This is a genomic window from Variovorax sp. AC194 (genome assembly GCF_979257995.1).
On record NZ_OZ409823.1, the window covers coordinates 6,025,692 to 6,047,978 of the forward strand.

Below are 22,287 nucleotides of genomic sequence, written 5' to 3' on the forward strand. Positions count from 1 at the left end.
CGGCGGAGGTTCTGTGGGGCGGAATTATGCCTTTTGTAAACTATAGTAACGAGTTCTCGCCGCAAAGCGGCTGGGGTTGCCATGCTGCGCCGTCCTTTCCTCGATCGGTCTTCGACACCGACCGATCTCGCCGTCTTCACCATCTGCGCGAGCAACTATCTTGCGCACGCCTGTGTGCTGGGCGCCTCGCTGCGAAAGCATCAGCCTGGCGCGACGCTGCTCGTTTTTCTGCTCGACGAGCCCCCCGAAGGCACGCAGTTGCCGGACCACGTGGTCCTGCTGGCGGCCGAGATGGCATTCGAACTCAAGGAATGGAACCACCGCCGCAGCCACTACAGCCTGCTGGAGTTCGCCACGAGCGTGAAGCCGGCCTGCTTTCGCTACCTGCTCGACCAGGGCGCGACGCGCGCGGTCTATCTGGACCCTGACATCCGCGTGTTCCAGCGCGTGGATCTGTTCTGGGAGGGCGGCGCGAACGATCCCGAACTGGTGCTCACGCCCCATGCCCTGTCGCCGCTGCCTGACGATGGATGCATGCCGGACGATCTCGTCATCCTGCGCGCGGGCCTCTACAACCTCGGCTTCGCGGCGCTGCGGGACACACCGCGGGTGCGCAACCTCTTGCAGTGGTGGGACCACAAGCTGCGCACGCTCTGCCTGGAGGACGTGCATACCGGCGTCTTCACCGACCAGAAATGGATGGACTACGCGCCGCTGCTGGTGCCGGGTGCGCTGGTGCTGCGGCACAAGGGCTTCAATGCGGCGTATTGGAATCTCCACGAGCGCACGCCCAGATGGCTGGGCGAGCGCTGGCGGATGCAGGGCGACGCGGGCGACAGCGGCGACAGCGGCGACACGGGCGATACGCAGGACCTGGTCCTCTTTCATTTCAGCGGCTTCAACCCCGACCTGAAGCAGCTCTCGCGCTACGAGAACCGCTTCGGCTGGAACCTGCCGGGCGACGCGCAGCGGCTGTTCGGCGAATACGCGCAATCGCTGCTGGACGCCGGCTTCCGCAGATTTCGCGCGCTCGGCCTTCCGCACGTGGCCTTTGCAGACGGCACCGGGTGGGACCGGGCATGCCGCGCGGTCTACCGCCAGGCGCTGGCCGAGAGCGTCGAGCTGCGCGACCCACTGGAAGACCCGGACTTTCTTCAATGGGCGGGCGCCGAAGCGCCGGGCGATCACCTCACGCGATACCTGCGCGCGGTACTGCACATGCGCGGCGACCTCGTGGCCGCCTTCGCCGACGGCCGGGACACCGTGGGCCTGATGGCCTGGATGCGGACCTCGGGCGTGCGCGAACTCGGTCTTGAGCCCAAGCTCGTGGAGCGCCTCGGCATGGCCGGCAAGGCGCAGCGCACAAACGTGAACTACGTGGGCTACCTCCATGCGCATCTGGGTGTCGGGGAGGCCGCGCGCAACAGCGTCGCGGCGCTGGATGCGGCGGGCGTGGCGGTGCATTGCCACGACATCTCGTTCGACACCTCGGCGCCGACGGGCAGCTACGCCCTCCCCGCCGCCCGCTGGGCAGCCGGGCCTCCCACGGCGACCATCCTGGGCTGCAATGCGGACATGCTGCCCGACGTGCTGTCGAAGCTTCCGGCCGAGCTCCTGGGTCCCTACCGCATCGGCTGCTGGTACTGGGAAACGCCCGACTTCCCCAGCGACTGGGCCGATCGTTTCGAACTGGTCGACGAGATCTGGGCCGGCACGCAATTCATCGCCGATGCCATTCGCCGCAAGACGAGCCTGCCGGTCCATGTGATGCCGCCGATGGTGATGCCCCCGCCCATGCAGCGCGACCGCCAATGGCTTGCCGCCATGCTGCCGGAGGCCACGCCCGACGAGTTCGTCTTCCTGTTCCAGTTCGATGTCGCTTCGGTCCCGTTCCGCAAGAACCCCGAAGGGGTCGTGGCCGCGTTCGTGCGCGCGTTCGCGCCATCCGCTGCGGTGCGTTTGATCGTCAAGGCGCTGAATGCGCAAGCGGCGCCGTCGTTGGTGCAGTCGCTGCGCGATTCGGCCGCAGGCCACCGCGTGTCGTTCCTCACCGCAGCGATGGAAAGCGACGATCGTTTCCGGCTGCTGGCCTCGGTGGACAGCTTCGTCTCGCTGCACCGCGCCGAAGGCTTCGGTCTCTCGATTGCAGAAGCGATGGCCTACGGCCTGCCGGTGGTGGCGACCGGTTGGAGCGGCAACGTCGATTTCACGCACGCCGGCAACGCCGCGCTCGTGCCTTTCGATCTCGTGCCCAGCGCCGTTGCCCATGGGCCCTATCCGGCGGGCACGCTGTGGGCTGAGCCCAGGCTCGACGCCGCAGCCGGGCTGTTGCGGCGCGTGTGGCTGGACGCGGCATGGCGCGCACAGATCGCGCTGGCCGGCCAGCGGACCATGGCGGCGAACTTTTCCGCCAGCGTCGTCGGACCCGCCATGCGGGATCGCCTCGATCAGGTGTCGGGTCTGCGCCGAGGCCAGACTGCTGCGCAGCAACGGCAATCGCCCGGGCGCGACCACAAGGCGGCAGGTGCACGCAACGCATCGCTATGGACCCGGGTGCTGCGGGACGTGCTGCGCTATCCCGGCTATTACTTCGTGCGGCTGCCACGGGTGCCCGTGCTCCTTTGGCGCTACGGGATTTCCGGCGTGGTGACCAGGGCTGAACTGGTCGCGAGCGCGGCCGTGGACGTCAAGGGCCAGTACCTCGTGACGCGCATGCTCACGCGCTTGCGACAGCGCATCCAGCGCTGGCGCTACGGCGACGAGTTTCGCCATGACAAGCCCTAGCGCAGCGCACCCACAGGTCACTTCGCGCTGGCATTGACCGCCGCGATGATCACGGCGGCAACGTCCTTCGGCCGCGACTGCTGCGGCACGTGGCTCGTCGGCAAGGTCGTCGTGGTCGCGCCGATCTTCTTGGCCATGGCGCGCTCCAGGTCGGGCGAGATGATGCGGTCGTTGGCGCTCACGATGAACCAGGAGGGGCGCGTCTTCCACGCGGCCACGGTCGTCTTGTCTTCGAGGGCCTTGGCCTGGAGCGGGCCCTGCGTGACGGCCATGACGGCGGCCTGCGCGGGCGGCACGTCCTGCGCGAAGTCTTGCGCAATGGCATTGGGCGGCAGCGTCAGCCAGCCGTTCTTGTCGGCCACCAGTTGCTTGATGCCGGGCGACGGCGGGTAGTCCTTGCCCAGTTCGGCGGAGGTTTGTCCCGCATCGGGCGCGAAGGCCGCGACGTAGACGAGCGCGGCGACCTTGTCGTTCTCGCCAGCCTCGGTGATCACCGTGCCGCCCCAGGAGTGGCCCACCAGCACGACCTTGCCCTTCTGGTTGTCGATGGCGCGGCGGGTGGCGTCGACGTCGCCGGCGAGCGACGCGAGGCCGTTCTGCACCGCGGTCACGTGGATGCCCTTGGCCTGCAGCAGCGGGATCACCTTGGCCCAGTCGGAGCCGTCGGCGAATGCGCCGTGCACGAGAACGACCGAAGGCAAGTCGGCTGCGAAGGCATTGCCGCCGAGCAAGGCTGCGGTGGCGAGGGCGACGGAAGAGAGAACGGTGCGGATTTTCATGAGGGATCTCCAGTGAATGTGAGGTTGGGTCGGATCGGTTGGCGAGCGGTTTACCGGCTGGCGTCGGCGGGATTTGCGAAGTGCGCCAGCAGCGCGGTGGCGGCAGAGGCGGAGGACGCGGGGTTCTGTCCCGTGATGAGCAGTCCGTCTTCGACGACGTAGGGCGCCCAGTCCTCGCCCTTGGAATACACGCCGCCCTTGGCCTTGAGTTCGTCTTCCACGAGGAAGGGCACGACGTTCGTCAGGCCCACGCCCTCTTCTTCGGAATTGGTGAATCCGGCCACGCGCTTGCCTTCGACAAGCGGCCTTCCGTCGGCGCGCTTCACATGGCGCAGCACACCGGGCGCGTGGCACACGAGGGCCACGTACTTGCCCGCCGCGATGAACGATTCGATGAGGGCGATCGAGTGCTGGTCTTCGGCGAGGTCCCACAGCGGACCGTGGCCGCCCGGGTAGAAGACGGTGTCGAAATCGGCTTGGGAAACGCTGTCCAGGCGCACGGTGCTTGCCAGTTGCGCCGAGGCCTCGGCATCGGCTTCGAAGCGCCGGGTCAGGTCGGTCTGGAACGACGGCTCGTTGCTCTTGGGGTCCAGCGGCGGCTGGCCGCCCTTGGGCGAGGCCAGCACGATGTCTGCGCCGGCTGCCTTGAACGCGTAATAGGGCGCGGCGAGCTCTTCGAGCCAGAAGCCGGTCTTGCGGCCGGTGTTGCCGAGTTCGTCGTGCGAGGTGAGGACCATCAGGACTTTCATTTGCTTCTCCAAAAAAACGTTGACTACTAACAATAGACCGGTCTACTAGTGACACGGCGAGAAAAAAGCACTTCGGCTTGAAGTGCATCCGAGGGCCTGTCCGTTCAGGGGGACAGGTGAAGGATCCGGCGTGTGGTTTTGAGGGCGGTTTCGAAGGGGTCGCCATGGCGCGCGATCTTGACCATCACGCTCGCGCCCATCCAGAGTTGATAGAGGCTTTGTGCCGTCTCTTCGGCGCTTTCGTCGACCGAGAGGGAGCCTTCGGCAACGCCGGCTTCGATCGCCTTGGCCAGTCGTTCGACGATGCCGGAGGTGCCCTGCTTCATGGCCAGCCGCATGGGTTCGGACATGTCCGCCACTTCGGCGCCGAGCTTCACGGCCAGGCACTTGCCCTGGCAGTCGAGGAACGACTGCGTGTCGCGCCAGCTGGCGAAGTAGTTCATCAGGCGCTGCGCCATGGTCTGCTCCGGCGCTGCGAGGGTCTTGTCGATGTCGGCAAGGTACTCATCGAAGTAGCCGTGGAGAACGGCCTCGCCGTAGGCTTCCTTCGAGCTGAAGTAGTGATAGAACGACCCTTTGGGTACGCCCGACGTGGTCAGGATTTCGTTCAGGCCGACGGCCGTGAATCCTTTGGCCGCCATCATCCGTTGACCCGCCGCGAGGATGTTGTCGCGGGTGTCGGTGGATTCGGATGCGATTGCTTTGGGCATGGCGCAAGTCTATGCGAGAAATAGACCGGTCGTCTAGTGCCCATCGAAAGAATTTTTCGCATCTCTTTTCAGGCCGCGCGGCAGGCCGTGATGAAGCTGTTCAGCTCGGCGTCGCGGTCGTGCTCCGCCCCGCTCACATAGCGCGGCTCGGGGTACACGGCCAGGTTCACGACCACCAGGCGCTCTTCCCGATGCACATAGATGCGCTGGCCCGAATGGCCCAGCGCCAGCATGGCGCCGTCGTCGGTCAGCCACCAGCCGTAGCCATACCCGGTCACGCCCAGGGAGAGCCGCGACGGATGGAATTCCGCGGGAATCGAAAACGCGCGCTGCGACGCCGACTCGACCCAGCCCGCTGGCAACACTTGCGCCCCATCGAGCACGCCGTCCGCGGCCACCAGCATCGCGAAGCGGCCCAGGTCGCGCAGCGACATGCCCGCGCGGCTGCCCGCGATTTCCTGTCCGCCTTCGGATTCGAGCGTGTAGTAGCCCTCGTCTTCCATGCCGCAGGGCTTCCAGACCGTCTCGGCCATGAAGTCGGCCAGCGTGCGGCCGGTGGCCGCGCACAGCACGCATCCGAGCAGGAAGGTGTCGCCGGTGTTGTAGTGCCAGTGCGTGCCGGGCTCGTGCAATGCGGGCACCTCGCGCAGCATTTGCAGCACGCCGCCGGGCACCTTGTCCGCCAGCGACTTGCTGTAGCGGTTCACGTCGGAGTTCTTGTCGGCGTAGACCTCGGACCAGCCCACGCCCGACGACATGGTCATCAGGTGACGGACCGTGGCGCGCGCATAGCCCGAGCCCGCGAGTTGCGGCAGGTAGCGCACGACCGGATCGTCGATGGACCCGATGGCGCCACCCCGTACCGCCGCGCCGACCAGCATGCCCGTCATCGACTTGACGGTCGACATGGTGCTCCAGCGCTCGCCGGGCGCGAGCCCGAGGCCATAGCGTTCGAGCAGCACCTTGCCGTCGCGCGCCACCAGAAGGCCGGCCACGCTGTTGCGGTCCATGAAGTCTTCGACGGTGCGCGCCTCGCCGTCGTGGCGGTAATTCAGTTGCAGTTCACGGCCGCGAACCAAAGGGCGCGCGACGCCGCGCTGGATGGTGCGTGTCGCAAAAAGCCGGTCGACGATGCGGTAGCCGTACGACTGCAGGCATGGCGACCAGAGCAAGAAATCTTCGCCGCGCGGCAGATGGGTGCGGGGCAAGGCGAGGCCGGGTTCGTTCATCGCGTGAGCCATCCTTCAATCGTTCTGGATGCCAAGGCGCGTGATCACAGGCCCCCACACCGCGGCCTCTTTCTTCATGGTCTGCGTCACCGCATCGGGGCCGAGCGCGCTGGGCGGGTCCATGTAGAGCGCGTCCATGCGCTGCTTCACGCCGGTGTCGGCCCAGAACTTCGCGGTCTCGCCGTTCAGGCGCGCGACCACTTCCTTGGGCGTTCCCCTGGGCACCATCAGTCCGTACCAGCCGCCGGCGGGATAGTCCTTGAGCCCGGCCTCGAACACCGTGGGCACGTCGGGAAAAGCCTTCGAGCGCTGGCTGCCGAAGATCAGCAGCGGCACCACGCGCCCGCCCTTCACCTGAGGCACCACGCTGACGACGGCGTCGGCGACCAGTTGCGTCTCGCCGCCGATCAGGCCGACCATCGCGGGCGCGGCGCCCTTGTAGGGCACGTGGGTCATCTTCAGGCCGTAGTGCTGCGCGACGAACTCGACATTGAGGTGGGTCGAATTGCCTTTGCCCGCAGAGCCGAAATCGAGCCCGCCCGATTTGGTCTTCGCGGCCTTGACCAGGTCGTCGAGAGAACGGATGCCTGTCGCCGTGCTGGTCACGAGCACCTGCGATGTGCCCGCGAGCATCGAGACGGGATCGAAGTCCTTCACCGGGTCGTACGACAGCGACTTGTACGAGAACGGATTGAGCGACATGTTCGACGTGCTCGCGAACAGGACGGTGTAGCCATTGGGGGCCTGCTTGGCCACATAGCTCGCCGCCACGCTGCCGTTCGCGCCGGGGCGGTTGTCGACCACCACGGGCTGCCCCAGCGCAGCGCCGACGTGCTCGGCCCAGGACCGCGCCAGTGCATCGGCGGCGCCGCCCGCGGCCACCGGGACCACGAGCGTGATCGCGCGGGAGGGGTACGCGGGCTGGGCCCACGCGGCTACGCCGGACGAGGCCATCGCGCACGCCACGACAACGGTGGAACAGAGGGCTCTGCAGTTCATGGGCCGCTTTCGATGAGTGAAATCGCTGGCGATGCTAGGCCTCGTGCCACAGAACGTCCAATGCATACTCAGTCAAATCGGCATTACCTGAACTCATGCCACCAGAAGGGCCGCGCGATGAACCTGCAGCATTTCGAACACCTCCTCGCCGTGATCGACACGGGCTCTTTCAGCCGCGCCGCCGAGCGGCTGCACCTCACGCAGCCCGCGTTGAGCCGCAGCATCCAGGCGATGGAAGAAGAGCTGGGCGGCGCGCTCATCGACCGCGCGGGCAAGCGCAAGGGATTGACGCCGCTGGGCGCGCTGGTCGCTTCGCGGGCGCGCCGCGTGACGATCGAAGTCTCGGAAATGAAGCGCAGCGCGGCACTGCTCGCCGACCTCGCGGTGGGCGCGGTGCGGCTGGCGCTCGGCTCGGCGCCCACCGCGGTGCTGGCGCTGCCGCTGCTGCGGCACGTCGCCGAGACCTATCCGCGCCTGAAGGTCCAGCTGGTCGGGGGGCCCGCGGAGCAGCAGCTGGCGGCGCTGCGCGATCGCGCGGTCGATGCGATGGTGGTGCACAAGCGGCTGCTGCCGCCGGCCGACGATCTCGACGTGAGGCTGCTGCCCGAAATGCGCATCGGCTTCGTGTGCCGCCGCGATCACCCGCTGTGCGGTGCCAACGCCGTGTCGCTGTCCCGGTTGCGCGACTATCCGCTGGCTGCGAGCGGCATCGGGCTGAGCCGCGAGGCCACGCAAAGCCTCGACGCGTACTTCGGCAAGGCAATGCACATCAGCGACGCGGTGCGTTTCCAATCGGACGAGGCGTGGTGCCTGCTCGAGCTCGTGCGAAGCAGCGATGCGATCTTTCTCGGGGCTGTCGAGACCGCGCGCACGCTGATCGATGCGCGCGAGCTCGTGGAACTGCGCATGCCCAAGCCGCTGCGGCTGACTTCGCAGTTCGCCTTCATCACGCTGGAAGGCGTGACGGAGGCACCGGCCCTTGAAATCGTGCATGCCTTCTGCGCCGAGCACATGCGCGATCGCTGAATCCCGGGCGTTGATATCCGCTGGCGGGCTTCGCGTGCGGCCTTACTGCGGACTCGGCGTTTGTGCTTGTCCGGTGCCTTGCGTGTTGCCGGCCGCGCCCCTCTTGTCTGACTTTCGCTCCGACTTCATCGCGCCGCCAGACGACTTGGCCCTGCCCGACAGGTTGCCCTCCGCGCTCGAATTGCCCTGAGCCGAAGGCGCGGTCATCGTGCCGTTCGGGTTCGTCGGCCCGGTGCCACCGGTCGCGGGCTTTTGCTGCATGGCGCTGCTGTCCGGGCTGTTCAGGCCCGGGCCGCCGCCGCCGCTGCCACTGCCGCCTCCCCCTCCCCCGCCTGCTTGTGCCATGGCGGACGCAGCGCCCAGGGCGATGCAACTTGCAAGGAATGTGGTCGCGATTCGGTTCATGTCTGAAGCCTCTGAAAAGAAGTGGTTGAAGACTTCAATAGAGGGGCTTCGCCTTGCCAGCCGGGTCGGGCCGCGTCGCGGTTCCGTGTCAGTGAAGGCCCACCTTACCCAAGGGGTGCGTCGCTTATCCGGCAACCACCGGGCCCGCCTTCTTCTGCGCGGAGATGGCGGCGGGCTTGATGTGCAGCGCGTTCAGCGCATCGCACTCGGTCTTCAACTCGGCCGCGACCTTCTCGGGCGCCACGCGCAGTTCCACGATGTCGCGCTCGCCGACGCAATGGCCATCGAGCCGCACGTAGATGCGCCTGAAGTTGCCGCCCAGCGCCTTGGCCACGTCGCGCAGGCACTCGGGCAGGGTGGCGAAGCCGCCGTTCTTGTAGGAGCTCGGGGGGATCACGCCCTTGGAGCGCGGCGCGCGCACGGCGTACGCAAACGTCGCGCCCTCGCCCCGCAGTTCCACGACGGGCTGGAGGGGCTGGGCTTCGCTGGGGCGCTGCATGGGCTCAGTTTAAGTGCGGCGCTTGCGGCCGCTGCAACCAGCGCGGCCCCTCAGCGGCCGGCCGCCTTCTTGCGCGCCGGCGCGGCGGCCGCAGGCTTGTCGCGGCGGGCGTGCAGCAGCATGTCGTGAAAGAGTCGCGCGGCGGGCATCAGCTCGCGGCCGCGCCGCTTGATGAGGCCGATCACGCGCGTGACCTTGGGGTCTTCGAGCGGAATGCTGATGAGCCCCGAATGCCCCTTGGGCGGCATCGCCAAACGCGGCACCACGCCGAGGCCAAGGCCCGCTTCCACCAGGCTCACCAATGCCGGCACATGGCGCACTTCGCAGATCCATTGCGGCTTGTTCTCCACGTGGCTGAGCGCCTGGTCGATGAGAAAGCGATTGCCGCTGCCTTGCGCGATGGTGACGTACTCGTGCGCCGAGAGCTCCGCCCACGTCACGCGCTTGTGCCTGGCGAGCGGATGGCCCGCGGGGCAGGCGACGACGAAGCGCTCTTCGAGCAGCGGCTCGAAGTCGATGTCCGACTCCTGCGTGCCGATGTAGGTGAGGCCGAAGTCGGCATCGCCCCGCGCCACGGCCACGAGGATTTCCGCGGACGACTCGTCGATGAGGCGGATGCGCACCCGCGGGTACGCGGCGTGAAAGCGCTTGATGGCCACCGGCAGGAAGTAGCCGACCGCCGAGGGCACGCAGGCGATGGTCACCTGGCCCGAGATGCGCTCGGTCGTGTCCTTGATGCCGACGAGCGCGTCTTCGAGCTCGCGCATCACGTTGCGCGCCCGGGGCACGAACGCGCGCCCGACGGTGGTGAGCTCGACCTTGCGCGTGGTGCGGCTGAAGAGCTTCACGCCCAGCGCCGCTTCGAGCTTGTCGATGCGGCGGGACAGCGCCGACTGCGACAGGTGCAGGTTGTCGGAGGCCGCGCGAAAGCTCGCGAAGTCGGCCACCGACAGGAAGGCGCGGAGGTCCGCGAGATCGAAATTCATGCGTCGGCTGCAAGAGTAGAGCGAATATTTGCAATTTACACCGGGAGCGGTCGTCACGATCATTCAGTCTTCGATCGCACAAGCAGATGCAGCGCCATGAAGCGCTGCATGAACGACAAGGAGACATGAATGCGTATTTCGACCCGCGCGGGCCTTCGCCATCGGCGCCCGCTTCTCTCGCCCATCGCGCGCCGCGTGATCGGGCTGGCATCGATCGCCGTGATGACGGCCATCGCGCCCCTGGCCCACGCCGCATGGCCCGAGCGGCCCGTGCGCCTGGTGGTGCCCTACGGCCCCGGCGGCAGCTCCGACGTGATCGCGCGGCTGCTGGCCAACGAAATGGGCAAGACGCTCGGGCAGGCCGTGATCATCGACAACAAGGCAGGCGCCTCGGGAATCATCGCCATGCAGGAGGTCGCGCGCGCCGCGCCCGATGGCTACAACGTGGTGCTGGGCCACGTGGGCACGCTGGCGGTCAACCCGGCGATGTTCGCCAAGCTGCCCTACCGCGACGAAGACTTCGCGCCCGTCGTGCTGCTGGCCAAGGTGCCGATGGTGTTCGCGGTCGGCGCCAAGGTTCCGGCGCAGACGCTGGCCGAATTCGTCGCGCTGGCCAAGGCGCAGCCCGGCAAGCTGAACTACGGCTCCGCGGGCAACGGCAGCGCGGGGCACCTGGCGTTCGAGATGCTGAAGGTGACCACCGGCATCGACGTGACGCACGTGCCCTACAAGGGCACCGGCGCGCAGCTGAACGACCTGCTGGCCGGCAGCACCGATGCGGCCTCCGCGGGGCCGCCGGGTTTCGTCGCGCAGGCCAAGGCGGGCAAGCTCAAGATCATCGCGAGCGGTTCGCCGCAGCGGCTCGCGGCGCTGCCCAACGTGCCCACGGTGGCCGAGCTCGGCTATCCGGGGTTCGACAGCTCGCAGTGGTTCGGCATCCTCGCGCCGGCCAACACGCCGCCCGACGTCGTCGCGCGGCTGCACGACGCGGCCGTCAAGGCGCTGAACGTGCCCGCGGTGCGCGCGCGCCTGGAAGAAGACGGCAGCACCGCTTCGCCAATGGGCCCCGCGGAGTTCGCGAAGTTCATCAAGGCAGAGCGCGAGCGGTGGAGCGCCGTGGTGCGCAAGGCCGGCCTGAAGGCCGAGTGACCCGAATTTCAAATCGACATCAACGCAATCACCCAATGAACACCCTCACCGCAGAAAAAACCACGCTCAGCGAATCCGAGCTCATGGCGCTCGGCACCCGCGCCTTCACCGGCCTGGGCCTCGAAGAGAACGATGCGCGCGACGTGGCGCGCATCCTGGTCACGGCCGATCTCTTCGGCCTCTCCACCCATGGCTTGAGCCGCATCGAGTCGTATGGCGAGCGGCTGGCCGTCAAGGGCATCAAGGCGCGGCCGCACATCACGGTCGAGCAGGTGGCACCCGCGCTGGTGCGCGTGGATGGCGACAACGGCGTGGGCCCGCTGGTGGGCATGCGCGCGCTCCAAGCGGCCATGGCCACCGCGAAGCAGACGGGCGTGGGCGTGGCCTTCGCACGCGGCAGCAACCATTTCGGGCCCGTGTCGCCCTACTCGCTCATCGCGGCGGAGGCGGGCTTCGCGAGCATCATCGGCAGCAACGCCACCACGACGATCGCGCCCTGGGGCGGCAGCGATGCGCGCCTGGGAAACAGCCCCGTCGGCTTCGGCGTGCCGAACCCGGGCGGGCGGCCCTTCATGCTGGACATGGCCATCAGCGTGGTGGCGCGCGCGAAGATCCGCAACGCGCTCAAGCGCGGCGAGGCGATCCCCGACACCTGGGCCACCGACAAGGCCGGCCGCCCGACGACGGACCCGGCCGCGGCGCTCGACGGTTTCCTGCTGCCCATCGGCGGACACAAGGGCTACGGCCTCGCACTGATCGTGGACATGTTCGCGGGCCTGCTCTCGGGCGCGGCGTACCTCACGCATGTGAAGTCGTGGGTCGATGCGCCCGACGAGCCGCAGAACCTGGGGCACTTCTTCATCCTCATCGACACGCGGCACCTGGGCTCCACCGCGTGGCTGGCCGAGCGCATGAACGACTTCGCGGCGATCCTGCACGACAGTCCGCCGGCGGATGCATCGCGCCCGGTGCTGGTGCCCGGCGAGATCGAGCTGGACAACCTCGCGCGCCACCGTCGCGACGGCCTCGCGCTGGACCCGGCCGTGCGCGCATTGCTCGAACAGCACGCGGCCCACGCATGAGCACGGCGATGGCTGTCGACAACGCCCTCCGCGCCGCGCTCATGCCCACCGGCGTGCTGCGCGCATCGATCAATCTCGGCAACCCGATCCTTGCGAACTGGGATGCCAAGAACAACCGGGCGCGCGGCGTCTCGGTCGATCTCGCGAACGAGCTGGCCCGCCGGCTCGGCGCCGAGTTGCAGCCCGTGGTGTTCGATGCCGCGGGCAAATCGGTCGCGGCCGTGACCGGCGAAGAGGCCGACGTGGGCTTCTTCGCGGTCGATCCGCTGCGCGGCGAAGGGCTGCTGTTCACGGCGCCGTACATCCTGATCGAAGGGGCTTATCTCGTGCGCGAGGGCTCGGCCCTCAAGGCCAACGAAGAGGTCGATGCCGAGGGCGTGCGCGTCATGGTCGGCAAGGGCAGCGCCTACGACCTGTACCTGACCCGCGAATTGAAGCGCGCCGCGATCGTGCGTGCGAACACATCGCCAGCGGTGGTGGACGAGTTCATCGCGCAAGGCGTCGAAGTGGCCGCGGGCGTGCGCCAGCAACTGGCCGCGGATGCGGCGCGGCTGCCGGGGCTGCGATTGCTGCCGGGGCGGTTCATGGTGATCCAGCAGGCAATGGGGCTGCCGCGCAGCCGGGGTGTGGAGGCGGCGAATTTCCTCAGCGGCTTCGTGGAGGAAATGAAGGCGACGGGGTTCGTCGCCGATGCGATGGCGCGGCATGGCATCGAGGGGGCGCTGGTCGCACCCGCCAGGGAAAGCTCGGCCGGCTGAAACAGCGCACCGAAGTCACCGGGCCTCGCCCAGCCCGGCCACCTCGACCTGGTTGCGCGGCGCGTGCGGCTTCGCGCGGTAGCTACCGCTCAGACAACGAGCCCGGGCCGGGCATTGACGAAGCCAGCTTCGCCGTGGAACTCCAGCCAGTACTGTCCCTTGTGCTGCATGCGCTCCAGCTCCAGGATGGGCTTTTCATGCACGTACTTGTCCGGGCTCGAATACCTGTCGCCCTTGTCGATGCTGTAGTGCCATGCGCGGTCGGCCTTGATTCGCTCGATGGGGTGGTCGACGGCGCGGCGTGCGTTCTTGTCGACCCGATGGGTGTATTCGGCAGTTTTCTCGTAGCCGCCGCGCGCACCCGCGTCTCGCGTCGCGATGTCGAGCGACCTTTGCATCGGCGAGATCGAGAACCGTTCGATCAAGGATTTTCCGCGCGCCTGCGCCTGCTTGAGGACCGCCGCTCGTCGCGCTTCGTAAAAGCTGATGAACCACTTGTCCTGCTTGGCAACCAGGGAGGCAACGTTGTTCGCGGATCGCAGCGTCAATTTCGTCAGCGCGTTGGCGGTCGGATGCGATTTCAGACGCGCATCCAGCTCCTGGGGATGCGGGGGCTGGGCCTGCTTCTTCGACCAGGTGTTGATGGCCGACGTCAAGCCGGCCGGGTTGTCGAACCAGTCCTGCCAGCGCGTGCAATCGACAAGGTATTCCCACAGCGGTGAGCGGCGATAGGCGATGCCGTCGTTGTCCTTCGTGAACAAGGGAACCTTGGACATGCGCCCGGCCACGTTGGCGTAGTGCTGCCCGGTCGCGGGCCCCCAATTGAAGGCCAGGCCCGCGACCAGCCATTGGTAGGAATGCGAGAACTCGCCATGCCCGAGCGCGAACGAGTCCTTCCACAGCACCTTGGCACGCACTCTCTTGCCGAAGGCTGCGCCGCCCAGAGGTCCTGCGAAGACGACGTTGTCCTGCGTTGAGAAACCCATCTCGCGATTGGCCAGGTTGATGATGGATCGCGAGTAGCGATTGGACCGGTCTGCCATGCCCGGCTTTCGGTACTCCGCCCACAGCAGGACCGAGAGCTTCTCCAGTTCCCTGGCGAAGTTCGGATAGCCCTCGAAGCCGCACAGCAAGCCCAGCAGCTGCACATAAGGCGCCGCGTCGTGGCCCTCGAGCCCGTAGAAGTCCCGCAGGCGCTGCCGCGCATCGGCTTCGTCTCTCATTTCCATGATCGTCATGATCTGCTCCCGTTGGCGCGAAGGCGTGCGCGTCTCGCGTCACGCCCCATGCAACACCAGAAGGTTCACGCGCGCGCCCTGAGCTTTCGCGCGCGTGAACGCCGGCACCTCCTCTTTTTTTTTCGGCGGGGCTACGACCCGGGCGCGAAGCCCCAGGCCTGTTGCTCGAACTCGGAAAAGCTGATCGCGCTGGCCACGGCGGGGGCCGCGGACTGCTCGCCCGCCACCCCGATGACCCGCGGCGCCTGCGAATTGCTCGCGCCGAACTTGCTCTGGATGTACCAGTAGCCGAGCTTCTCGGTGGACTGCAGGCACCACAGCTGCTCGGGGGGCTCGGCCAGGTCCTTGGCCATCATGACGACGCGCGTGGGCTCGTCTTGGGCGTAGGGCCGCAGCGTCATGACGAAGCCGGTACCCATCATCGACTTGAGGAACCACCACCCGGGATTCAGGGGGCCCGCCGGAACGAACTGCCACAGCTGGTTGCCCGTGCCCGAGGTCTTGCGCGGATACGCGATGACCTGGGTGCCCGAACTGGTGCTGCCGCTGTCCACGTCGAGCACGTAGTGGCTTCCGAGCATGCGCTGGATGAAGTACGGGCCCAGGTTCAGTTCGTCGGTCAGCGGCGGCGTGAGCGGCGGCGGTGAGATGACTTTTTCAGCGGTCGACATCGTTGCTCCTTTCGAGGGAATGTGTTCGTGAGGATGCGTTCGTGGAAAGGCGCCGCTCAGCGGCGGGCGGCGGCGTTGCGGCTCTCGCCCTCGAAGGGACCGTCCGGCAGGTGGTTCCACCAGTAGGCGTCGATCAGCGCCTCCGCGTGGGCGGTGTCGGCTTTCTCGCCCTTGTCCTGCAGCAGCTGGATGGCCTGCGCATAGGTGGTGTTCTCCGGAATGAAGAACGGCAGCGTCGGGTTGATGTTGGCGTAGCGATCGCCCAGCAGAAAGCCGGCCAGCGTGGGCATGAGCTCGGTGGAGGTGCCGTTCAGGCACATGTCCAGGATGGGCCCGGGCTTGCTCTGGTTCATGAGGAACGGCGGCGTGCTGTTGAACGGGTTGGCATCGCCGTTCATCCACTGGTTGGCGCCCCACTCGCTGGTGTCGCTGGCGATCCAGTCGTGCATCATCCCGGTGCCGATGGTGATGGCGCAGATGTCCTCCAGTTTGTGCCCTGCCCGCACGGCCAGCGCGATGGCGGCCACGGTCGGGTCGTGGTTGAAGAACGCCCCATCGACATTGCCCAGGTACGAGCCCAGTTGCCCCGGCATCGCGCCGCTGGAGGTGGCGGCCTCGGCGATGGACACGTTGCCATGGGCCGGGATCATGTTCGTGTACATGATCGGCTTCCACGGAATGGGCGTCTGCACACCTTCCAAGGTTTCGAGTCCGCCGACATTGAAGGTCACGAAGAGAACCTTGCGCGCGAGGTCGGAGACCAGCTTGTCTCCGTGCAGCGCGTGCTGCGACTTGTAGACCTTCTGGATGTCGTACGCGGGCGTGTCCGGGTCCGTGTCCATGTTGTCGTAGAACTCGATCTCGCCGTTCTTGAAGAAATCGATGATCTCCGTGGTCGGCAGCCCCGCGACGAGTTCGCTCGTGATGATCGACCCCGTCGAGCACCCCGCGATCAGGTCGGTGTGCCGAACGAGATCCGGAAAGTGCGCCTGCAACTTCTTGAGGACCGTGACGGACATCAGCCCGCGTATGCCGCCTCCGACGAACGAGAGGATGGTGAATTTTTTTCCAGGCTCTGCCATGACCAGCTCCTTTCAAATCATTGAATCCCCGGGTTGGGGAAGCGAAGTCTCGGCCTTGGGCGCATGCATCGTCTACGCGTGAAATCCCGTTCAATCCATCTGCGTAATTCCGAATGCCGCGGAAGATATCGGTCCCTCCGAAGCATCGTCATACGGGCGCGTGCAGCGCATCGAGCGAGGTCCTAAGTTCGCGCGCTTGCGCATGATCGAGCGATCGCGCGATGCGGTGGAATCCGGCCTCGTAGCACGGAAGCATCAGTGCAGCGGTGAGTGCATGAACGCCGTCGCCGCGCGCGATGTGCGCATGGCATGCGGCGATGCTTCGATGGATGGCGAATGCGCGCTCGACAGGTGTTTGCGCCGTCGCTTGGTCGTCATTTCTCGTGATGGTCATTGCAGGCTCCTCGTGGCGCACTGCAGATGGCGCCGCATCACGACTCTAGGGATGTGGGCGCGCGGCAGGGAGTAACAACATCGTCGTGAATCGGCTGCGATCGGCGATGACGAGGTGCTGGGACAATGGGTGACTCCCTGCAAACGAATGCATCCATGTCGACCGAACCCCGCACGCCTTCTTCTTCCCCCACCGATCAACCGCCAGCCGATGCATCCGCGCCGGCCGCTCCGACGCGCGCCGTGCAGAGCGCGGGCAAGGCACGGCGCCTGCGCACCGAGGCCGACAAGCTCGAAGCGTTCTGCATCATCGTTCGCGCGGCTTCGTCGGCGGCGGACCACGCCGCGTTCGCCGAGGTGAGCCGCGCGGCATCGAAGGCGCTGAAGGCCAGGTTCGGCGGGGGATCGATCATCTCGGTGTTCGCGTGGCTCACGAGCGGTGCGGGCAAGGACGCGCTGGACGGCGTGCTCGCCGGCGAGGTCGAACTGACCGGGCCGCTCTCCACCGAGGAGATCGTCGAGGCCGTGGCACTGGCGCAGAAGGCGGAGCTGCTGCGCACCAAGGAAGGCTGAGACCGCTTCGGCTCAGCCGGCCGCGCGCCACGCGCCCGTGTCGGGGCACACGCTGGCGCGCGCGCCGTTCAGCCAGACCTGCTCTTCGTTCAGTTGCGATGCGGTCGAGGGGTCGGTGTCGAAGCCGATGCGCAGTGCGCGTGCGACGTCGGCGTTCTCGATGGGGAGCTCCCATGTGAGGAAGAGCTGGCTGCAGTCGACGTCGGGCGCGAAGTGGGCCGCATCGAAGCCCGCACTGCCACGACGGATCACGGCATGCGGCTGGGCGGTGTCGAACATCAGCACCGTGCCCCGCGCCAACGGGATGCGGTCGCCCGTCGATGGGAAGTGCACATCGAGCCCCTTGTCCTCGCTCACGAAGAGATTGCAGAAGGCCGCGCTGCCGTATTGCTCGCCGTCGTGGTGGTAGCGCGCGCCGCGGCAGGCCATGAGGGCGATGTCGCTTGACGCGATCACATCCTTGAGGCCGAGCGTTCGCGTCCACTCGGCCATCGCCCGCACGCACTGCTTGTAGTCGGGCCAGCGCATGCGGGCGCGGGCCAGCGGCAAGGGCTCGACGTCGCCCGGTTCCAGGAAGAGCGTCGATGCGATGTCGCGCTCCCAATCGGCCACGAGCCGCGCGGGCGGCGCGGGCACATCGACCGTGCCCGACAGCACGACGCCGCCCACGCTGCGGCTGCGCAGGGTGGTGCCGCTCCAGAAGTAGGACGTGTGGCGTTGGCTCATCGGAGCCAGTGTAGTGAGCGCCCTAGTGGATCTCGATCGACAGGTGCTCGGGGCCGAGCGATGCGAGGAAGTCGCGTGCATCGAAGGCTTCGCCGGCCGTCAGCACGCCGGGCGTCCTGACCTGCCCGCCGAGGACGCGCGCCAGCGCTTCGACGACGAGCGGCGCGGAGACGGCGTAGATGTCGCGCCCGCGCGCGACCGCCCTGCGCTCTTCGCCGCCCTTGCGCGCGATCACTTCGACGACGAAGGTCTGCGACGAGCGGCCGCTTTCGTCGCTGGCCACGGGCGCCGTCGGGCTCGGATCGATCAGGTCCTTGACGGCGGCGAGCGTCATGTACGAGCGGATCTCGGGCACATCGATGTGGCGCGCGATCGTCACCGTGTCGGCCATGGTGAATTCCGAGACGGCCTGCTGCGTGCCCAGGGGCGCGGGAAATTCCCATTCGACGACCGGCGCGGCGCCCGTCGCGTGCGTGATCTTTCCGTTCGTAAAGACAACGCGGCGGCCGTCGCGCCGCTGCCGGGAGACCTGGCCTGCGGCCAAGGTGCCGGCGGTCGGGAGCCAGCTATCGAGGCCGTAGGCGATGGAGATTTCATCGGCCGATGCCCAGTCGCCCATGGCCGCGGTCGCCAGCAGGTCGCCGAGGCCCCCGTAGAACGCCATCGCGTGCACGACGACGATGCCGGCCTCGCGTGCGCGGTCGGCGTACTGCGTGAAGGTGTCGATGTTGGCCTCCACTTCGGCGGCGACGTCGAGGTACGGAATGCGTGTGCGCAATGCCGCTTCGATGACTGGTCCGGCCGTGCTGGCGAAGGGGCCGGCGCAGTTGATGACCGCCGCTGCGCCCTGTAGCGCGCGGTCGAGCGACGCAGGTTCATCGACCGATGCGGACCGCACCACGAGCCCTGGATATTCGGTGGCCAGCGCGGCGAGCTTGCGTGCATCGCGCCCCGAAAGCACGGGCGCCCACCCGCGCTTGCGCAGTTCCGAAACGACGAAGCGGCCGGTGTGGCCATAGGCGCCATAGACGACGACGGATTGATTGGATGTGACCACGGAATTCCTCTGATGCAGAGCCATCCGCGGCACAACGCTACAGATCTGTACTCCTCGGCGCGGAGCTTAGAGTACAGATCTGTAGCGTGTCAAGGTAAACTGCCGGCATGAACAAACGCACGGTCGCGACCACCGAAGCAGTCGCCAGCGAACGCAGCCCCTCCGTTGCGCGGGCGCGCATCCTCGAAACGGCGGCGGCGCTGTTCTATCGGGAGGGTGTGCGGGCCGTCGGCGTGGACCTGGTGGTGGAGCGCTCGGGCGTCGCGAAGACCAGCCTCTACCGGCACTTCACGACGAAGGACGACCTGGTCGTGGCGTTCCTCGAGCAGGAAGACGCCGAGTACTGGCGCGATTGGGACGACGTGGCCGAAAAGGCGAAGGGCGACGCAGCGGCGGAACTCGAAGCGCACATCCGCTGGATCGCCAATCACATCCTCAAGCCCACGTACCGCGGTTGCCCGTTCCTCAACGTGGCCACGGAGTTTCCGGATGCCGCGCACCCTGCGCGCGCCATCACCACGCGGCACAAGCTCGAACTGCACCGCCGCCTCGCCGCGCTGGCGAAGAAGGCGGGCGTGCGCAAGCCCGAAGAGTTGGCGGACCAGCTGGGGCTGCTTTTCGATGGGGCCTACATGAACGGCCACCTCACGGGCAAGAAGGGACCCGTGCGCTCCTTCGTCACGGCCGGGCTCGCGCTGATGCAGCTGGCCCGGGAGCGGAAATAACGCGCGGCTTCTTGATCAGCCCGCGTTCTTCAGCGACTGCTTGGCCTTGTCGGCCGAGCTCTTGGAGCGGTTCTTGTGATAGCCCGACTTGACGTTGTTCACCGCCTTGCCGACCGGGCCGCTCTTCTTGGCCTTGCTGTCGGCTTGCTTCTCGTCGATCTTGTGCTGCGCGGCATCGGTCGCCTCGGAAGCGGCCTTGCCGATCTGCGCATTGGCCGTGCCGGCTGCGAGCAGGGTGAGCGAAGTGGCGAGTGCGATCAGGGTCTTGTTCATGGGGTTTCCTCCGGCTATTGAAATGAGACCCGATGGTTGCATCCGGGGCCGCTCCACCTTGTCAGCCGCAGCCCCGCGTGCCGTGAGGACCAAGCCTCGCGATGGCGACGTTCACAACGCCGCCACCTCCGCCAGCAACGCCCCATCGCGCGCCACGACCCGCCCACCCGCCACCACCAGCTTTCGCACCGGCCGCGCCACCACCGCATGCGCCAGCGTCTGTGCATCGACCAGCACCAGGTCCGCGCGGTTGCCCGGCACGAGCCCATAGGCCTCGAAGCCGCAGCCGTGCGCGGCCGAATGGGTGACGGTGTCCAGCGACTTCGACCTCGTCGTCGCGGCGCAGGTTGTAGCGCAGGCCGATGAGCATCGCGCGCTCCAGCATGTCGGGGTTGCCGTAGGGCGTCCACGCATCGCGGATGCCGTCGTTGCCGCCGACCACCGTCACGCCCGCCTGCCGGCAAGCCAGGAGCGGGGGCACGCTGCGGGACGGCGGTGCGCTGGTGACGAGCACCACGCCGAGCCGGGCCATGCGCGCGAGCAGCGTCTCGCGCTCGCGTTCGGCCACGTCGCCAAGGCAAAAGGCGTGGCTCACGGCGACCTTGCCCTGCATGCCCAGCGCTTCGGTGCGCTGCAGGATGAGGTCGAGCGAGAACGCGCCCATCGCGCCCGGCTCGTGCAAGTGAATGTCGATGGGTCGCCGGTGTTTGTCGGCAATGCCGAAGAGCACATCGAGCGACTTCACCGGGTCGCCGTCGATGGCGCAGGGGTCGAGGCCGCCGAGCACGTCGGCGCCGAGTGCGAGCGATTGATCGAGCAGCTCGGCGGTGCCGGGGCGGCCGAGCAAGCCCGATTGCGGGAATGCGACGACCTGGATCTGCTGCACCTCGCGCAGCGCCTCGCGCGTGCGCAGCATGCCTTCGAGGTGGCGCAGGCCCGCCTGCGTATCGACATCGACATGCGTGCGAAGCCGCGTGGTGCCCAGCGCGAGAAAGGCCTTGGCGAGCGCGAGCGACTGCGCGGCGGCGTCGTGCCCGCTCGCGTGGCGGAAGGCGCGTTCGTTCTCGATCTTGTCGACGAGGTTGGTGCCGACTTCGTTGCGGTACCAGTCCATGCCCCACATCGTCTTGTCCAGGTGCGTGTGGCCTTCGACGAGGCCGGGGAGCAGCAAGGCGCCACCGCCCTCTTCGATCGTCGCATCGGCGGGCGCGGACAGCGCGGCGCCGATCTCTGCGATGCGTCCGTCGCGCACCAGCACGTCGATGGGGGAAGCGCCCATGGGGCGAACGTTGCGAATGAGGAGCGTGGACATGGTTCTTCTCTGGAAGGCTCGGGCGGATGTCATGAACAGCGTACCGCACAGTTCGCTCCAGGCCGAAGTGTTGCCCGCGCGCTCTCTCGATGATCGGCGCACCATGCAAATCACCGCACTCGATACCGCCGGCAAGGCCGCGCCCCACCTCGCCTTCGAATGGGCGCTGCTCGCGGTGCTCGCGACCTGCTGGGGCGCCTCGTACACCTTCATCAAGATCGGCGTTGCAACGCTGCCGCCCATCACGCTGATCGCCGCGCGCACGCTGGTCGCCGGCCTGCTGCTGCTCGCGGTGCTGCGCATGCGCGGCGTGAAGCTGCCGACGGCACCCGCGATGTGGGGGTGCTTCGCGCTGCAGGCGTGCCTGAACAGCGTGCTGCCGTTCACGCTCATCGCGTGGGCCGAGCGCAGCGTGGACGCCGGGCTCGCGACCATCCTCAATTCGACCTCGCCGATCTTCATCTTCCTGCTGGGCCTTGGCATGGGCGGTGCCGACAGGCCCACGCTGCGCCGCCTCTTCGGCGTGGGCGCGGGCCTCGCGGGCATCTGCCTGATCGTGGGCTTCGAGGCGCTGCACGGCCTCGGGCATTCGCTGCTCGCGCAGATCGCGCTGGTGACGGCGGCTGTCTGCTACGGCTGCGCCGCAATGTTCGGCCGCGTGTTCAAGGGGCTGGACCCGATGGTGCCGGCCGCCGGGTCGCTCCTGAGCGGCGCGGCGATGCTGCTGCCCGCGAGCCTCGCGATCGACAGGCCGTGGACCCTCGCGCCCTCGGCCGCATCGGTGATGGCGGTGCTGGCGCTGGCCGTGCTTTCGACGGCGCTCGCCTTCACCCTCTACTTCCGACTCATCAAGACCCTCGGGCCGATGTCCACCGCCGCGCAGGCCTACCTGCGCGTGCCCATCGGCGTCGCGATCGGCGTGGTGTTCCTCGGCGAAGCGCTCTCGCCCACCGCATGGATCGGGCTCGCATGCATCGTGGCCGGCGTGATCGCGATGACGATGCCCGCGCGCCGCTGCCGCTGACCGGACCGCGAAGCTGACGCACCGCGCCGCGACAAAACTTTTGCGCCCCGGGCCTCAT

The 22,287-nt window shown here is 67.5% G+C and carries 23 protein-coding genes and 1 pseudogene; 8 read left to right on the plus strand and 16 right to left on the minus strand.

Annotated elements, in window-relative coordinates:
* The first annotated feature begins 81 nt into the window (after positions 1–81).
* Positions 82–2,784, plus strand: a complete 2,703-nt coding sequence (locus ACZYRS_RS28550) for a glycosyltransferase (RefSeq protein ID WP_463421896.1) — start codon at positions 82–84, stop codon at positions 2,782–2,784.
* Between the two features lie 17 nt (positions 2,785–2,801).
* Here the strand turns inward: ACZYRS_RS28550 and ACZYRS_RS28555 are convergent, their stop codons facing one another.
* The 5 genes from ACZYRS_RS28555 to ACZYRS_RS28575 all read right to left on the minus strand — a co-directional run bounded on the left by ACZYRS_RS28555 (position 2,802) and on the right by ACZYRS_RS28575 (position 7,250).
* The gene (locus ACZYRS_RS28555) at positions 2,802–3,563 is read right to left on the minus strand and encodes an alpha/beta fold hydrolase (protein WP_463421897.1); all 762 of its coding nucleotides are present in this window, start codon (positions 3,561–3,563) and stop codon (positions 2,802–2,804) included.
* A 50-nt stretch (positions 3,564–3,613) separates the two neighbouring features.
* The gene (locus ACZYRS_RS28560) at positions 3,614–4,312 is read right to left on the minus strand and encodes a type 1 glutamine amidotransferase domain-containing protein (protein WP_463421898.1); all 699 of its coding nucleotides are present in this window, start codon (positions 4,310–4,312) and stop codon (positions 3,614–3,616) included.
* Positions 4,313–4,416: 104 nt separating this feature from the next.
* Complete coding sequence (locus ACZYRS_RS28565) at positions 4,417–5,022, minus strand: TetR/AcrR family transcriptional regulator (RefSeq protein ID WP_463421899.1); 606 nt, start codon at positions 5,020–5,022, stop codon at positions 4,417–4,419.
* Between the two features lie 68 nt (positions 5,023–5,090).
* Positions 5,091–6,251: a serine hydrolase domain-containing protein gene (locus ACZYRS_RS28570; RefSeq protein WP_463421900.1), complete on the minus strand. Its 1,161-nt coding sequence runs from the start codon at positions 6,249–6,251 to the stop codon at positions 5,091–5,093.
* 15 nt (positions 6,252–6,266) lie between these two features.
* Entirely contained in the window at positions 6,267–7,250 is a 984-nt protein-coding gene (locus ACZYRS_RS28575; protein ID WP_463421901.1) for a Bug family tripartite tricarboxylate transporter substrate binding protein, read from the minus strand.
* A 117-nt stretch (positions 7,251–7,367) separates the two neighbouring features.
* Between ACZYRS_RS28575 and ACZYRS_RS28580 the strand changes: the two genes are divergently transcribed.
* On the plus strand, positions 7,368–8,276 hold the full coding sequence (locus tag ACZYRS_RS28580; protein ID WP_463421902.1) for a LysR family transcriptional regulator: 909 nt from the start codon (positions 7,368–7,370) through the stop codon (positions 8,274–8,276).
* A gap of 42 nt (positions 8,277–8,318) precedes the next feature.
* Here ACZYRS_RS28580 and ACZYRS_RS28585 read toward each other — a convergent pair whose 3' ends face one another.
* The 3 genes from ACZYRS_RS28585 to ACZYRS_RS28595 form a co-directional block, all read right to left on the minus strand.
* On the minus strand, positions 8,319–8,681 hold the full coding sequence (locus ACZYRS_RS28585) for a hypothetical protein (protein WP_463421903.1): 363 nt from the start codon (positions 8,679–8,681) through the stop codon (positions 8,319–8,321).
* 124 nt (positions 8,682–8,805) lie between these two features.
* Entirely contained in the window at positions 8,806–9,180 is a 375-nt protein-coding gene (locus ACZYRS_RS28590; protein ID WP_463421904.1) for a hypothetical protein, read from the minus strand.
* Positions 9,181–9,230: 50 nt separating this feature from the next.
* The gene (locus ACZYRS_RS28595; protein ID WP_463421905.1) at positions 9,231–10,166 is read right to left on the minus strand and encodes a LysR family transcriptional regulator; all 936 of its coding nucleotides are present in this window, start codon (positions 10,164–10,166) and stop codon (positions 9,231–9,233) included.
* Between the two features lie 129 nt (positions 10,167–10,295).
* Here ACZYRS_RS28595 and ACZYRS_RS28600 point away from each other — a divergent pair, with 129 nt between their 5' ends.
* From ACZYRS_RS28600 to ACZYRS_RS28610, 3 genes are read left to right on the plus strand one after another with little or no spacing between them, the layout of a single operon-like run.
* A complete protein-coding gene (locus ACZYRS_RS28600) occupies positions 10,296–11,315 on the plus strand; it encodes a Bug family tripartite tricarboxylate transporter substrate binding protein (RefSeq protein WP_463421906.1) in 1,020 nt (339 codons plus the stop codon).
* A 35-nt stretch (positions 11,316–11,350) separates the two neighbouring features.
* Positions 11,351–12,397, plus strand: coding sequence for an Ldh family oxidoreductase (locus ACZYRS_RS28605; protein WP_463421907.1), 1,047 nt, complete (start codon positions 11,351–11,353; stop codon positions 12,395–12,397).
* On the plus strand, positions 12,394–13,155 hold the full coding sequence (locus ACZYRS_RS28610) for an ABC transporter substrate-binding protein (RefSeq protein ID WP_463421908.1): 762 nt from the start codon (positions 12,394–12,396) through the stop codon (positions 13,153–13,155). The genes ACZYRS_RS28605 and ACZYRS_RS28610 overlap by 4 nt, the downstream gene beginning before the upstream one ends.
* Positions 13,156–13,244: 89 nt before the next feature.
* On the opposite strand, the gene ACZYRS_RS28615 is transcribed toward ACZYRS_RS28610, so the two are convergent.
* The 4 genes from ACZYRS_RS28615 to ACZYRS_RS28630 all read right to left on the minus strand — a co-directional run bounded on the left by ACZYRS_RS28615 (position 13,245) and on the right by ACZYRS_RS28630 (position 16,540).
* Entirely contained in the window at positions 13,245–14,393 is a 1,149-nt protein-coding gene (locus ACZYRS_RS28615; protein ID WP_463421909.1) for a hypothetical protein, read from the minus strand.
* A gap of 131 nt (positions 14,394–14,524) precedes the next feature.
* The gene (locus ACZYRS_RS28620; RefSeq protein WP_463421910.1) at positions 14,525–15,064 is read right to left on the minus strand and encodes an RICIN domain-containing protein; all 540 of its coding nucleotides are present in this window, start codon (positions 15,062–15,064) and stop codon (positions 14,525–14,527) included.
* Between the two features lie 56 nt (positions 15,065–15,120).
* On the minus strand, positions 15,121–16,146 hold the full coding sequence (locus ACZYRS_RS28625) for a patatin-like phospholipase family protein (protein WP_463421911.1): 1,026 nt from the start codon (positions 16,144–16,146) through the stop codon (positions 15,121–15,123).
* A gap of 148 nt (positions 16,147–16,294) precedes the next feature.
* Complete coding sequence (locus ACZYRS_RS28630; protein WP_463421912.1) at positions 16,295–16,540, minus strand: hypothetical protein; 246 nt, start codon at positions 16,538–16,540, stop codon at positions 16,295–16,297.
* Between the two features lie 155 nt (positions 16,541–16,695).
* Between ACZYRS_RS28630 and ACZYRS_RS28635 the strand changes: the two genes are divergently transcribed.
* A complete protein-coding gene (locus tag ACZYRS_RS28635; protein ID WP_463421913.1) occupies positions 16,696–17,112 on the plus strand; it encodes a hypothetical protein in 417 nt (138 codons plus the stop codon).
* 12 nt (positions 17,113–17,124) lie between these two features.
* On the opposite strand, the gene ACZYRS_RS28640 is transcribed toward ACZYRS_RS28635, so the two are convergent.
* Both ACZYRS_RS28640 and ACZYRS_RS28645 read right to left on the minus strand, forming a co-directional pair.
* Complete coding sequence (locus ACZYRS_RS28640) at positions 17,125–17,838, minus strand: hypothetical protein (RefSeq protein WP_463421914.1); 714 nt, start codon at positions 17,836–17,838, stop codon at positions 17,125–17,127.
* Positions 17,839–17,860: 22 nt separating this feature from the next.
* Positions 17,861–18,895 carry a saccharopine dehydrogenase family protein gene (locus ACZYRS_RS28645; RefSeq protein ID WP_463421915.1) on the minus strand — a complete coding sequence of 345 codons (1,035 nt, stop codon included), beginning with the start codon at positions 18,893–18,895 and terminating at the stop codon, positions 17,861–17,863.
* A gap of 107 nt (positions 18,896–19,002) precedes the next feature.
* Here ACZYRS_RS28645 and ACZYRS_RS28650 point away from each other — a divergent pair, with 107 nt between their 5' ends.
* On the plus strand, positions 19,003–19,620 hold the full coding sequence (locus ACZYRS_RS28650) for a TetR/AcrR family transcriptional regulator (RefSeq protein WP_463421916.1): 618 nt from the start codon (positions 19,003–19,005) through the stop codon (positions 19,618–19,620).
* 15 nt (positions 19,621–19,635) lie between these two features.
* Here ACZYRS_RS28650 and ACZYRS_RS28655 read toward each other — a convergent pair whose 3' ends face one another.
* Positions 19,636–19,893 (minus strand): hypothetical protein, encoded by a 258-nt coding sequence (locus tag ACZYRS_RS28655; RefSeq protein ID WP_013539384.1) that lies wholly within the window; start codon positions 19,891–19,893, stop codon positions 19,636–19,638.
* 111 nt (positions 19,894–20,004) lie between these two features.
* Positions 20,005–21,205, minus strand: a pseudogene (locus ACZYRS_RS28660) (amidohydrolase family protein).
* A gap of 103 nt (positions 21,206–21,308) precedes the next feature.
* Between ACZYRS_RS28660 and ACZYRS_RS28665 the strand changes: the two are divergent.
* Positions 21,309–22,229, plus strand: a complete 921-nt coding sequence (locus ACZYRS_RS28665; RefSeq protein WP_463421917.1) for a DMT family transporter — start codon at positions 21,309–21,311, stop codon at positions 22,227–22,229.
* The last annotated feature ends 58 nt before the right edge of the window (positions 22,230–22,287 follow it).